Source organism: Hymenobacter frigidus, from assembly GCF_014640435.1.
Taxonomy (GTDB): Bacteria; Bacteroidota; Bacteroidia; order Cytophagales; family Hymenobacteraceae; genus Hymenobacter; species Hymenobacter frigidus.
Window position 1 is genome coordinate 1 of sequence record NZ_BMGY01000072.1, and the last position, 12,283, is coordinate 12,283.

Sequence of the window (12,283 nt, forward strand, 5' to 3'; positions counted from 1 at the left end):
ATAACTTTCGGGTCAAAATAGCGGAGGTATCCATCTTGCAAAATTAACTCAAACAGCTTCTTAACGGCCGAGGCTTCCGCGGCATACGGGTCGGCCGGCATAATATCGGCGCGCTGCACGGGCGTGATGTGCACTGAGGTGGTTTAGTTAAGCAGCAGAGGATGGGGTGATATTGCTAGGTTATTGTTGGTGAAACGGATAAGGTTTTTGGTGGCTAATGCTGGAGTGGCAACGGTCATGATTACAGTAATCAAAATACTCGGCAACGCTGGCTTGGGCATCCGCTAAATCGGAAAAGATGGGCCAGTCGCGGGCTTCGAGAACCTCGGTTTTGAGGTTCCGATTTGGGTCGTACCCGGTAGGGCATTGTAGTAGCATTCGCCGCGCCGGCTGTGCGAGAGCTAGGCTTTGGCCCCATGCAGCAACAAGGCTTTGTAGGCGTTGCCCCCGCTCTCATTACCCCGCCCGGTGCCGCCGGGGTAATGAGAGCGAGGGCAACGGTGCACCAGAAAGTAATCAACTGATTGACAGTAATAAAAAGCACAATCCGCAAATAAACTAGTGCCTTTTTATGCCCTGTTTCCTTGATTCAGATGCAGCTTCAGATACTCAAGAAATTGGGGGAATTTTATGCTTAACAAGGTGATTGGAGAAGTATTAAATATTTTTCCGAATGCTTTTGTACCAAGTAAAACTTCTTGGGCTTTGCCTCTCTCCAAATCGAATTATGAACCTGTCGCGACGTCATTTTTCTGGGTCTGATGTAGATGTGTTGGCGTTACTTTGGAAAGTTGTTTTCTGACCATTAGCACTGCGTCACTTATTTTTTTCCTTCTTTTGTTAACGGCGACTGCTGTCAACAGGTCTGCCAAAACGTGTAACAGGTGCTCTCCCATCGCCCCGGCCAACACCACTATTTTCTCCACCACCAGATGACCCGGGTTCGTGCGCGCATGTGCGTGAGCGATTCACAAACCGTGAACCCGGGCCTGCCATCCCCCCGCGGGTAATGCTGAACGATGTCGAGGAACGTGCGCCACTTTGATGTTTTTCGACGAAGGGGAACAGGGAGGGTATTCTTTTTCAACATCCTGGACACCAGGGAAGCCAAACCGAGCCCCTCCCTCCTCCCCCAACAAACCGCTCGTGCCCTCGGCTGGACAGGTCAACGGCACGAGCGGTTCGGGGACTAGCGGGCACAAAGTATTCGCCGGATGGTAGCGTGCGCCCTGGATTGCGTCGTCGACACGCATTGCTTACGCATGGCCCTGAGCCAGATGCGTAAGCAACGCGTAGACGAGCGGGCCACACGCCTGCGGGCTGGCTTGCAGCTCGGCCAGCTCCGGGACGGCTTGCCATCGGACGGCAAGCCATCGGTAAGTGTTGAGTTCCGCAACCAATTCCGCGGCAGGCTGCCAGTCAGTAAGCGGGGCAGGCGCGGGCAGTTCCACAGACGCAGCCAGGGCCTGGACCCGGCGCACGAGGTCTTGCCAATCAAAGCTTACGGCTTTCTCATGCACCAACAAGCGAGTTGCAGTTCCCGCAGCACATCGCCCCACGTGGGCCATCCCAAGCCGGGGAAGTGGCCCTCCATTCACGCGTGGGCATCCGTCAGCGCCTGCGCCAGCAGCAGCGAAGAAGCTTGAGCAAAAGAAATGCGCCGGGGACTGGCATTATGCATTGACAAGTCATTCATTATCATTGGTGATACGCGCTATTTTACTCCTTGGCATCTGCTCCATCTTATACGTCAGGCAGATGGAGCTGGTACCAAGGGAGTGGTGGAAAAGAGTGCAACGGCCACCAGACCCGCGGCTATGCCAGCGACCTTTTTTTAACCGGGCGAATGCGGCGGAGGGCAACCCGGCTGCGTGGGCAACGCTCGGTGAGGACCTTGCGGGGGGGTGCTTCCCCCGCTAGCGTAGTGCCAAGTTGGGTGAGGCGTTTGCCAAAAAGAAAATCAGACATGAAAGAAGACAGGTAGAAAAACAGGTTTCTGTACTTCCTCCGCAAAGCAGTAAATAATTTGATTTGGGTAAGTATGTTATGCCATCAGGCCGCGCGGATGGAGTGAGTTTGCGCCGTGAAAAATCCGGCCAGCGTCGAAGCCTTCGGGGTGCATTTGAGGAAATTACGGGAAGCCCGGGGATGGAGCCAACAGGCGCTGGCCGACTACGCGGACGTGGCCAAGCTCACGGTGCAGCGCATTGAGCACGCAAAGGGGGCACCTACCCTGGACGTACTGGTGTCCTTGGCGCGGGCATTGCAATTGCCCCTCCGAGAACTGATGGACTTTGCAGAGGCGGCAGCCATTGCCTGAGGGAGTCTGGGTTTAAGCAAGCCGGACAACAGAAAGCCGGCCCAGGCCTGCACCAGGCAGGCCATAACGTCCGCCGTGCGGGCCGCCTTGCACTGCCGAGAACAATGCCCAAAACTGGTTTCACCACTGCTGCTATCAGGGACACTGACTGCGAATCTGCTCCAGCGCAGTTCTTCGCCTCATTGTAACAAGCACTCGGGCCATTTCTATAGGCCCGGGTAGGCAGCAGTTGGTGTTGGTAATCAGCAAGGGAGCCGCTTTGGGCGCGGTGCTTCGGGCCGTGAACTGCTGGCGGGACGCTTGGTAGTTGGTAAGCAGGGCGCAGATAGCGGATGGTGCTGGCGGCTTCTTTCTACCGGCGCTGGTGGTTGAGTTACACTAAGCGGACGAGCAGGACAGGCACGTGCGGGGCAGCGGGCCAGCAGTTGGACGACTCCCGGCCGGCGCGCTTGTAGTAGCCCCATGGGAAGGCCCTACAGGCAGGTAATGTACTGGCCGGGAGTCGTCCTACTACTGCCCATGCTTTAGTACCAACACTTGTTTGCCGGCCCGCTTCTCCAACACAAAACCCTGGTCCAGATAAATGCATTGCAGGTGTTCCTCAAACGTGGCGGCGCGGTGGTTATTCTTGCTGAAAGGCCCTGGATTATCATACATTTCCCGCACCTCCGCTACCTGATAAACCGTTTCAACCGGTACCGCCGGGGCCGGTTTGCTACTTGTTTTTTGCACTGGTTTTTCAGCCGCTGGCACCACCACGAGTTCTTTGCTGCGGCGAAACTCCTCGAGCAGCAGCTTTCCCGTAATGCATTTGTAGATGTAGTCCGCTGGCTTGCGAATCTTAGCTTTGCGGGGCCGGCGCATCACCTCCAGCACGTAGCCCAGGTATTCCACCGGGTACTGGCTTTCTACCAAGTGCCGGCGGATAACATCGCAGCCGGCCTCTCCTACCCCAATATCCTGCAAATCAGTGGCCCATGATTCCTGCACCGGCGGCGTGTGCGCCGTTGATAACGGCAATTTGGTAGCAGATGGCTCCAGCACCAGAGGGCTGGCATTGAACGTAAAGCGAATCTGCTTCACGGCTTTGCCCTCCCGCAAGAACTCCATTTCAAAGCATAAGTCGGTATCGGCCAGCTCTTCCTGCGCTTTATCCAGCACCTTTGCTTTAAAGTTATTGAAGCGGTCAGCGTACTCATCGGTCCGGATGCCCAGCCGAAACCGCAGGTCTTCAACCGTAATGGTGCGCGTTCCAAACGTGCGGTACTCCGACAGCAACCAATAAATCTTGAATGAGTGACTGCTGCTCAGGCTCTTAAGTTCTTTGGCCAGGCTTTTGGTAAAGTTGCCCCGCTGCGTTAGCTGCAGCAGATACGGAATAAAATCAGGGTTAACCTTTACAAAAAGCCCCCCCCGCTGCCGCACGTAGCGCGCCTTGGTAATGAACGAAATATACTCGTAATCGGGCTTGCTCATCCGCTCCCCGTTCGGCCCCAACAACTCTACATACAGCGTTCTGTTCATCAAGCGCTTAGCCAGACCCTTGATTTGCTGATAAGCGCTTCCTCCCGTCTCGTCCCCCACCAGTTCCGGGGCGGGGATAAAATATTCCTTGAACTCCTCATCGTCGGGATGGATGCGGGCCAAAATCGCCGTGAAAGCGCGCCACTCTAAGGTATTAAGAACAAATGAGCTATTTATCAGCGCATTATGCTGACGTACTTCCGGCCGCGGCGAGATGATGGCTAATTGACTGGTCACAAAACGGCATTTTGGTAGCAGATACTGGCTTCAAGGTACGAATTTCCCTGATAGGTTCATTTCCCCGCTGGGTGAAACGGCAATCTGGTAGCAGATGTAACCGGCCGGCCGAAACGGCAATCTGGTAGCAGATAGGGTTTTCTAAAACGGCAATCTGGTAGTCGTCAAACGGCAATCTGGTAGCAGCAAACGGCAATCTGGTAGCAGATAGGGTTTTCTAAAACGGCAATTTGGTAGTCGTCAAACGGCAATCTGGTAGCAGCAAACGGCAATCTGGTAGCAGCAAACGGCAATCTGGTAGCACATGAACCTCGCTAAACATTAAAAGTCAATGCGTTATGGGACCCGTAAAGACTATAAGAGTTATTAATTAGTAAAGACTAGCTAGTGATTTTTTTTGGCAAGTTGGAGGCTTCGCCAGCTTATTCTTACCAGTCAAACGTTAAGTCTGGCTTTGCACACCGGGCGCAAAATTTTGTATAGCATATATACAGTATAATAACGTCGTTCTCTCAACCCGATGGCATTGCCCGGATGCCGTGCTGGCGCAATGAAGCTAACACTCCCTTCTCTCTTCAGTTCTGCTGCGGTGATAGCCGAAACGGTGGCCTCAGGATTAGGGACCGGTAAGCTGGCCTAAAAGCAGAAGGAGCCCCTGTAAGGACTCCGGCAGCGTGCCACCTGACTGGGACCAGCCTGCTACCGTACAGCGCGCTCACAGCGCGCGGCAATAGGTTTTTCAGGGGTTTGCCATCCGCTGCTATCCCCCAGTTGTTTCGGCTCCCGTAGTGGCCGTGTGATGGCCTTGCTTTGCGGATTGACCAAACGGTAGCCAATTCCCAATCGCCGGAGCCCCTCCCCTATTCAGCCGCGAGCGTACCTCGGCCCAGCGTGCGGCGCTGGGAGTAACAGCCGGCTACCTGGCAGGTCCGCTAGTCGGGTCTGCGGACTAGGCGCTTGAGCGTTTTAGCAGCTACTTTGGGGGGCAAGGCTTTCTTCGCTTCGGGCTTATCGGCTAAGTAAGCCACCAGGGCTTCGTGTAACACCTCGTGCAACTCCATGTGCGCCCAGTACTCGTACTGGCGCAGCTCGCGGTAGACGTCGGGCTTGAGTTGGTTGGTGAACACTACCCGGCTGACCGGGACGGCTTCCGGCTCGGCTGACCCGGCTGGTGGGGGGAGCGCTACCGGTGCCGTGGGGGGGAGTGGGGCCGCACCGAACTCCACTCCGTATATCAGGTCGTCGGCACTCGCGGCCACCCGGGGGCGCGTGCCAGTCATTGAGGGCTTGCCCATAAGAATCAGGAAATGCGGGTGAGAATTTCGTCCGTAAGGCTGCGGTAGTCAGCGGCCCCATTGGAGTTGGGGGCCCAGTCGTAGATGGGCCGTTGCATGCTCTGGGCCTCATCCAGGGAGACGTTTTCCCGGATGGATTGGCGCATAATCAGCGCGGACAGCGCCGGGTCGGCCTGCAGGTCGCGGGCGTACTGGTGGTGCAGGGCCTTGCGGTAGGTGGGCGAGTATTTAGTGAAAAAGATGCCTCCGACCCGCAACTGCGGATTAAAGTTGCGTTTGAGCCGAGCCACCATCTCGATGAGCGCCGTCATCCCCTCGCTGCCGAATAAATTGGGTTGCAGCGGAATAAACACTGCCTCGCTGGCGACCAGCGCCGAGACGGTAAGCGGCCCCAGGTTCGGGGCGGTGTCGATGATGACGTAGTTGAAACGTGACCGCACGTCTTCGAGCTGGTGGCGGAAAAAGAACTGGTAGTCGGGCGAATTGCCGAAGCCCTTTTCCTGCTGGGCCATGATGCGTGCCGACCGCACCATGCTTAAGCCCGGGCTAAGTGGGTAGCAGAGCGAGGCCAGCGTGGGCACCCCCTCCCCTTCCGTAAGTGCTAGGCCCAGGTGCGGGTGTTCGGCCGGCAACCCGGAGGCCGTGCTGGCATTGGCTTGCGGGTCGGCATCGATGAAGAGCACTTGGTTGCCCAGTTCAGCCAAGCGGTGGGCAACGGAGAGGGCGGAAGTCGTCTTTCCGACCCCACCCTTGTTGTTGGCAAATGTTAGGATGCGCATGTGGGAGAGAATAAATTCTTCACAAACATAATGCCGGTAGGCAACACTGCAATACAACAACACATAATGCACAAAAATACCGGCCGTATTGCGATACGAAATTACGAGCAACACACCAATACTTACTTATAAACAATACAAAAATACCAGCAATACAAAAATACCCGCCACATTGCAATATGACAGCACCTATATTATTATGCCTCAAGCCATACTGCCGTATTGCAGTATTAGTATCCACACTGCAATACGTATTTATTGCAAGGCTTTATGTATAACATGTTCATTAATTAATAATGATAATAGGACTTACGCAAAAGGTGTAACTTGAAAGGAAAAGCCATGAAAATGACCGCGCAACTTTACGGGCAATTTTTGGTGAGCAGCCAGGTGAACTATACGGGCACGTACCTGGCCGACCACCTGGATGGGCTCACGCACGACAACGTGCGCTATTTTCTTAAAACCAATCATTTCACGCCCCGCCAGCTCTGGCAGCAGGTGCGCCCGCAGGTCGTGCTCAGCGCCCGGGGCTACGTCTTGTTCGACGACACGGTGCTCGACAAGCACCACAGCCGGCGCATCGAGCTGGTCCGCCGCCAGTACAGCGGCAACGCCCACGGCGTGATTGCCGGCATCGGCCTGGTCAATTGCGTCTACGTCAACGCCGAGACGGACCAGTTCTGGCTGATTGACTACCGTCTGTTCGCGCCGGATGACGACGGCAAGACCAAGCTCGAGCACGTGGCCGACATGCTGGCGCAACTGGCCCCGCGCGGCATCCCGTACCGCACAGTGCTGATGGACAGCTGGTACGCCACCACGAAGCTGTTCAAGTGGCTGCTCGAGGCGGGCAAAACGTTCTACTGCCCGCTGAAAAGTAACCGCCTGGTCGACGACTCCGGCGACCAGCAGCCCTACCAGCCGGTGGGCTGCCTGTGCTGGTCAAACGAAGAGGTGAAGCAGGGCAAAATTCTGAAAGTAAAGGGGATGCCCAAGGGCTGCAAACTGAAACTTTTCCGCGTACTGGTGTCCACCCACCGGACGGACTACCTCGTGACCAACGAGGCCGAGCCCCGCGACACGGCCGCTGCCGAACAAGAAAGCAACGTCCGCTGGACGATTGAGCAGTTTCACCGCGAACTCAAGCAACTCACCGGCGTGCAGGCCTGCCAGTGCCGGCTGGCCCGCAGCCAGCGCAACCACATCGCCTTAGCCGTGCGGGCCTGGACCCGCCTCAAACAAGCCGCCTACCAGACCCACAAAACGGTGTATCAGCTCAAACAAGGGTTTTTGGATGCGTATATGCGACACGAATTACTGCAGCCAGCCCTAGCTTTTGCGTAAGTCCTATATAAATAAATTTATTGTTTATTTGCATTCTGGATGTAAACCTGCAACATTGCAATACATCAGGTGGTGCTTTTATTAGTTGAGTACCACGAAGAACGCTGATTCGAGACAAATGCGGTTTGATAAATACTGTAATACTGGCAACATAAAAATACAAGCAACACTGCAATATTATGTTGCTTGCAATATGGCGTTATGAGTTTCTTATGCCAAGCCAGCTTGACGTTTGAAAACCGGTGAGTCCAAGAAAGATAAATGCAGCGAGGCAGCGAAGGCCATTGGAGTTGACCGTGAAACTGAGCGCACGTTCGAGTCATGGGCTTTCTAATAACGCTAGTGGTTGTTGTGCACTGTTGGCGTGTCGGGCGAGCATGATACAGGCGAAGACAACAAAGCGGCGTTGCTGCAAGGTCGTGCTGCGCCGTTCCTAGTCGTGGGCCAGACGGCGAAAACTGCTGCACCAGGTGGAGCTGCGTTCGACCACCCAGCGCTGGGGCAACAGCACGATGCCGAGTCGGCCTTTCGGCTTCTTAATGAATTGTAAGTCAATATCGTGTACGGCTGCCGCATATTCTGCGTCTTCGCCCGTGTAGCCCCGGTCCACGAAGCCCACCGGCACGGTTTAGCCGGTGATTTCCTGCACCCGCTGGCAGAGTGAGGTGGTCTAGTTAATCTGGACAGAACAGGGTGGTATCTTTCCCACGTCATGAAAGACCTCTCAAAACCTGACAAACGCCGCAAGTACGATGCGGCCTTCCGCGCCGAAGCGCTGCGGCTAGCTGAGCAAAGCCGCTCGACCCAAGCGGCCGCCCGCGCCCTCAACATCGACCCCAAACGTATCTACCAGTGGCAAAAGGCTGCCCAAACGCCGGTGGCGGCCGCCTTGGGGGCTGCCCTGGACCCGGACACGGCGGCCGAACTGCGCCAGCTGCGGGCCCTGGCCCGGCGGCAGGCGCAGGAACTGGACATTTTAAAAAAAGCCATCGCCATCTTCTCGCAGACGCCGACCCCATGAGCCGTTACCGCTTCGTCGCCGCCGAGCGCGGCTACTACCCGGTGCGGCGGCTCTGCCAGGTGTTAGACGTGCCGGCCAGCGGCTATTACGCCTGGCAGGCGGGCCAGCAGCGGGTCGTGGGGGCCGCCACACCGGCGTGGGAAACGGCGCTGGTCAAGGCCTTCCGGTACCATAAACGGCGCTATGGCACCCGTCGGTTGCAGGTCGCGCTGCGCCAGGATGGGCACCGGGTGGGCCGCCAGCGCCTGCGCGTGGCCATGCGCCGGGAAGGCCTGCACGCGCTGCAACCCAAGGCCTTCACCCCGCGCACCACCGATTCGACCCATGGCCTGCGCTGTGCCCCCAACCGGCTGCTCGACCAGCCCAAGCCCACCCAGGCCAACCAGGTGTGGGTGTCGGACATCACGTATTTGCCGCTCGCCAACGGCTCCTGGGCCTACTTGTGCGCCTTTCAGGACCAGTGCACCAAGCACGTGGTCGGCTGGCACGTGGGCGCGAGTATGCCCGAAGAACTGGTGACCACCGCTTTACAGCGCGCTTTTTTCGCTCAGCCGCCCACCCCGGGCCTACTCGTGCACGCCGACCGCGGCGGGCAGTACTGCGGCAAGGCCTACCGCAAGCTGCTCCACGACCACCAGGCCCTGCGCTCGCAGAGCCGCCGCGGCGACTGCTACGATAATGCCCAAGCCGAGAGCCTCTGGTCCCGGCTCAAAACGGAGGTGCTCGAAGGGCGCGAGTGGCCTGTTTTTGCCGACCTGGCCGACGCGCAGGCCAGCGTCACCGATTATTTTGACTACTACAATCACGAACGCCTGCACTCCAGCATCGGCTATCAGACGCCCTATCACACTCACCAACAACTTCTTCAAACTACTGCCCTAAACTGTCCAGCCTAAATGGACCACCTCAGTCCTGGGTGTTCACGGCCAACGTGGACGGCTTCCGCCTGGACTACGCCGACTTTCAGCCCAACGATTTCTGGCAGCAGGCCAACGATACTTTGCGTAGCATCAAAACGCACAAGCTGCTGCTGCTGGCCGAGGGCACCCGCGCGTCCAACTACTCGTCGGGCTTCGACTATAATTTTGGTTTCGCCTTCTACGACGCCATCAAGAACGTGTACCGCAACGGCGCTCCGGCCACGGCCTTCGACGCGCTTAACGCCAGCGAGTACACGGGCTCGGCAAGTGGCCAGCACGTGGTGCGCTACACCACGAACCACGACGTAAACAGCTCGGATGGCACCCCCGTTACTCTCTTCAACGGCGACGCAGGGGCCATGTCGGCCTTCGTGGTGGCGGCTCTCTACAAAGGCGTGCCGTTGATTTACAATGGCCAGGAAGCGGGCATGCGCACGGCCATAACTTTCCCCTTCACGTCGGTGAAAGTAGCCTGGGATGCCCGCCCCGACGTAACCCGGGCCTACAAGCAGCTGTTGGCCATCCGGGCCGGCAGCGTCGCGCTGCGGCGGGGCACATCCGTTTCCTTTAGTTCGGCCGCGGTGTGCGCCTTCACCAAGACGTCCGGCTCAGAACAAGCTTTTGTGTTGGTTAACACCCGCAACACCCCCAGTACCTACGCGCTGCCCGCTGCCCTGGCTGGCACCACCTGGACCAATGCTTTGCTGGGCAGCACCGTTACGCTGGGCACTCAAGTGCAGCTACCGGCCTACGGCTACGCGGTGCTGAAGAAATAACCACGGGGCTGCACAGGTAATTGAGCGCGGGCTTTGCGGACTGGATGGAGATGCGCGCATCGGGATAGGTAGGGCTGTAGAGGGTCTTGTAGCCAAGCCAAGTCCCGCAGTTGGTGCGCCGGTGCGATTAGCACCGCGGACGACCCAACCGGCGGGCCGGGGCTTGAACGGCGAGTTATTGCCCCCCCTTGCCTCTTCTTAAACCTTGTTCGCCCAGTGTCAACTGCCTGGAAAAGGGGGTAGCACAATAGTAGGAACAGAAATTCCCGCTAAGAGTATATGATGTTTCTAATACTCTGGATATGGGTTAGGAATGCAGTCGGTAGAAGCTCAAAATCTCTTGGAACGAACCGTAGAAAAAGCGTTCGAAAAACCCTCCCGAAAATCGGCCCTCAAAACGCCGTTCTCAGGTTCGGCAAGGCCAGTAGCAAACTCATTCGCAAAACGGTAGAATTCCGGATAGGCAACTCCACTAAAAGTCCTTGACCTCGCTGGGCTAGTCTTTCGCCGGCCCGCCGGGCCCGGCGCCGGTTTGGGCCTGCAGGGCCGCCGTCACGGCGTCGAGCCGTCGAACCAATTCTTCGTTCGAGGGGAAGAAGGGCCGCAGCTCGCTGGGCAACGTGTCGGTGTAGGCGTACGTGGCCACACCGATGGGCTTGTTCACGTCGCGCAGCGCGAACTCGACCACTGTGCGGTGTTTGCTCTGGCAGATGATGATGCCGATGCTGGGCTGCTCGTGGGGCTTGCGCACGGTTTGGTTCAGCACCGAAAGGTAGAAGTTCATCTTGCCCGCGTACTCGGGCCGGAACTCGTCAATCTTGAGCTCTACGTCCACCAGGCACTGCAGTTCGCGGTGAAAGAGCAGCAAATCGATGAAGTACTCCTGCCCGGCCAGCTCCAGCCGGTACTGGTTGCTGATAAATGTAAAATCCCCGCCCATCTCGCTCAGAAAGCGCCGCACGTTGCCCAGCAGGGCCTGCTCCAGCTCGTATTCGGAGTGGGGCACGCTCAGCTCCAGAAAATCAAAGAGGTACTCGTCCTTGAGCGCGAGCACCGCTGACGATTGCTGCGGGCTGGGCAGGGTCTGCTCGAAATTATGCTGGGCCGTCAGCGTGCGTTGGTATGCCTGGGCCTTGAATTGCTGAAGCAGCGCGGCCTTGGTCCAATGGTAGTGCCGCGCTTGGGTGACGTAGAACAAGCGCTCGTGGGCCGACTGACTTTTCTCCAGGATGGCCACGTTCAGGCTCCAGCCCAATTCTCGCACCAGCGGTGCGAGAACTTCGTCGTCGGCGTAGGCCAGGTAAAAGGCGCGCATGCGCCACAGGTTGGAGGCCGAAAAGCCGCTGAGGCCCGCAAATTCGGTCTGCAAGTCACGGGCCAGGGTTTCGACAATGCCCTTGCCCCAGCCGGCGTGCTGCTGGCGGTCGGCAATCAAGCGACCCAGGTCCCAGTAGAGCTGCAGCTGCTCGCGGTTGACGAGTTGCAAGGCCTGGTACTGGGCCGCGCGGACGCGCTGTGTGATGGCGGTCAGAAACTGGGGGTAGTCGGCGGGGACCAAGCTCATGGACAAATGGGGAAGCAGCGAGAGCATGCGCACGGCGCACATCTTAATGGCTGCAAGTTCGGGTGCCCGTCGGAGAAAGTTGCCCATGCGACCTCCAATACGGCCTGCTTCATCGAAACGCAGTAGCCTTATTTAGTAGCTGACGCTTTAGGGCCGTTTTCTTGCCTCTTTAGCCAGTTTTTATCTATGCCCATGGGCCAATCGACTTTTGGACCAAACCATTAAGACTGGCCACTGATGTCACATGTGTTCTGCAGTCTACATCGTGTTTTTTATTGTTTGGCCAGTTTCAATGGCTTGAGGTCTAATGCAAATCTATTGCTGGGTGCAACTGCTTGTTTGAATACCACATGGTCCATTTTAGCTCTGGCCGTGAGCATCCTAATTTCATCAATGAATGAATCTGTTGCACGGAGCCCAAAAATAATTTCAACTATACTCGTCACGAAGTGAATTGCGAATAAGTTACCGGCAAAGTCCTAAACTTGTGTTATGAACGT

The 12,283-nt window shown here is 57.0% G+C and carries 11 protein-coding genes; 5 read left to right on the forward strand and 6 right to left on the reverse strand.

Annotation, left to right across the window (positions count from 1 at the left end; all coding sequences use genetic code 11):
* Positions 1–180: 180 nt before the first annotated feature.
* A complete protein-coding gene (locus IEW17_RS21540; RefSeq protein ID WP_188563811.1) occupies positions 181–378 on the reverse strand; it encodes an integrase core domain-containing protein in 198 nt (65 codons plus the stop codon).
* A 1,705-nt stretch (positions 379–2,083) separates the two neighbouring features.
* Between IEW17_RS21540 and IEW17_RS19885 the strand changes: the two genes are divergently transcribed.
* The gene (locus IEW17_RS19885; protein ID WP_188563812.1) at positions 2,084–2,320 is read left to right on the forward strand and encodes a helix-turn-helix domain-containing protein; all 237 of its coding nucleotides are present in this window, start codon (positions 2,084–2,086) and stop codon (positions 2,318–2,320) included.
* Between the two features lie 510 nt (positions 2,321–2,830).
* Here the strand turns inward: IEW17_RS19885 and IEW17_RS19890 are convergent.
* From IEW17_RS19890 to IEW17_RS19900, 3 genes are all read right to left on the reverse strand, one after another.
* Positions 2,831–4,081 carry a replication initiation protein gene (locus tag IEW17_RS19890; protein ID WP_188563813.1) on the reverse strand — a complete coding sequence of 417 codons (1,251 nt, stop codon included), beginning with the start codon at positions 4,079–4,081 and terminating at the stop codon, positions 2,831–2,833.
* Between the two features lie 932 nt (positions 4,082–5,013).
* Positions 5,014–5,376 (reverse strand): hypothetical protein, encoded by a 363-nt coding sequence (locus IEW17_RS19895; protein ID WP_188563814.1) that lies wholly within the window; start codon positions 5,374–5,376, stop codon positions 5,014–5,016.
* 5 nt (positions 5,377–5,381) lie between these two features.
* Positions 5,382–6,155 carry a ParA family protein gene (locus IEW17_RS19900; RefSeq protein WP_188563815.1) on the reverse strand — a complete coding sequence of 258 codons (774 nt, stop codon included), beginning with the start codon at positions 6,153–6,155 and terminating at the stop codon, positions 5,382–5,384.
* A gap of 342 nt (positions 6,156–6,497) precedes the next feature.
* On the opposite strand from IEW17_RS19900, the gene IEW17_RS19905 reads away from it, so the two are divergent.
* Entirely contained in the window at positions 6,498–7,502 is a 1,005-nt protein-coding gene (locus IEW17_RS19905) for an IS701 family transposase (RefSeq protein ID WP_188563816.1), read from the forward strand.
* A 433-nt stretch (positions 7,503–7,935) separates the two neighbouring features.
* On the opposite strand, the gene IEW17_RS19910 is transcribed toward IEW17_RS19905, so the two are convergent.
* A complete protein-coding gene (locus tag IEW17_RS19910) occupies positions 7,936–8,121 on the reverse strand; it encodes a hypothetical protein (RefSeq protein WP_229749164.1) in 186 nt (61 codons plus the stop codon).
* 93 nt (positions 8,122–8,214) lie between these two features.
* Here IEW17_RS19910 and IEW17_RS19915 point away from each other — a divergent pair, with 93 nt between their 5' ends.
* Genes IEW17_RS19915 through IEW17_RS19925 form a run of 3 tightly spaced genes read left to right on the forward strand, consistent with a single transcriptional unit; the run spans position 8,215 to position 10,219 of the window.
* The gene (locus tag IEW17_RS19915) at positions 8,215–8,523 is read left to right on the forward strand and encodes a transposase (protein ID WP_188563818.1); all 309 of its coding nucleotides are present in this window, start codon (positions 8,215–8,217) and stop codon (positions 8,521–8,523) included.
* Positions 8,520–9,419 (forward strand): IS3 family transposase, encoded by a 900-nt coding sequence (locus tag IEW17_RS19920; protein ID WP_188563821.1) that lies wholly within the window; start codon positions 8,520–8,522, stop codon positions 9,417–9,419. Before IEW17_RS19915 ends, IEW17_RS19920 begins: the two co-directional genes overlap by 4 nt.
* 20 nt (positions 9,420–9,439) lie before the next feature.
* The gene (locus IEW17_RS19925) at positions 9,440–10,219 is read left to right on the forward strand and encodes an alpha-amylase family protein (RefSeq protein WP_229749165.1); all 780 of its coding nucleotides are present in this window, start codon (positions 9,440–9,442) and stop codon (positions 10,217–10,219) included.
* A 496-nt stretch (positions 10,220–10,715) separates the two neighbouring features.
* On the opposite strand, the gene IEW17_RS19930 is transcribed toward IEW17_RS19925, so the two are convergent.
* Positions 10,716–11,783 (reverse strand): PDDEXK nuclease domain-containing protein, encoded by a 1,068-nt coding sequence (locus IEW17_RS19930; protein WP_188563819.1) that lies wholly within the window; start codon positions 11,781–11,783, stop codon positions 10,716–10,718.
* Between the last annotated feature and the right edge of the window lie 500 nt (positions 11,784–12,283).

Bases quoted from the DNA above. Each gene is read 5' to 3' on its own strand.
- IEW17_RS19915 (WP_188563818.1), top strand. From the start codon at position 8,215: ATGAAAGACCTCTCAAAACCTGACAAACGCCGCAAGTACGATGCGGCC.
- IEW17_RS21540 (WP_188563811.1), bottom strand. From the start codon at position 378: ATGCTACTACAATGCCCTACCGGGTACGACCCAAATCGGAACCTCAAA.
- IEW17_RS19930 (WP_188563819.1), bottom strand. From the start codon at position 11,783: ATGAGCTTGGTCCCCGCCGACTACCCCCAGTTTCTGACCGCCATCACA.
- IEW17_RS19900 (WP_188563815.1), bottom strand. From the start codon at position 6,155: ATGCGCATCCTAACATTTGCCAACAACAAGGGTGGGGTCGGAAAGACG.
- IEW17_RS19920 (WP_188563821.1), top strand. From the start codon at position 8,520: ATGAGCCGTTACCGCTTCGTCGCCGCCGAGCGCGGCTACTACCCGGTG.
- IEW17_RS19895 (WP_188563814.1), bottom strand. From the start codon at position 5,376: ATGGGCAAGCCCTCAATGACTGGCACGCGCCCCCGGGTGGCCGCGAGT.
- IEW17_RS19905 (WP_188563816.1), top strand. From the start codon at position 6,498: ATGAAAATGACCGCGCAACTTTACGGGCAATTTTTGGTGAGCAGCCAG.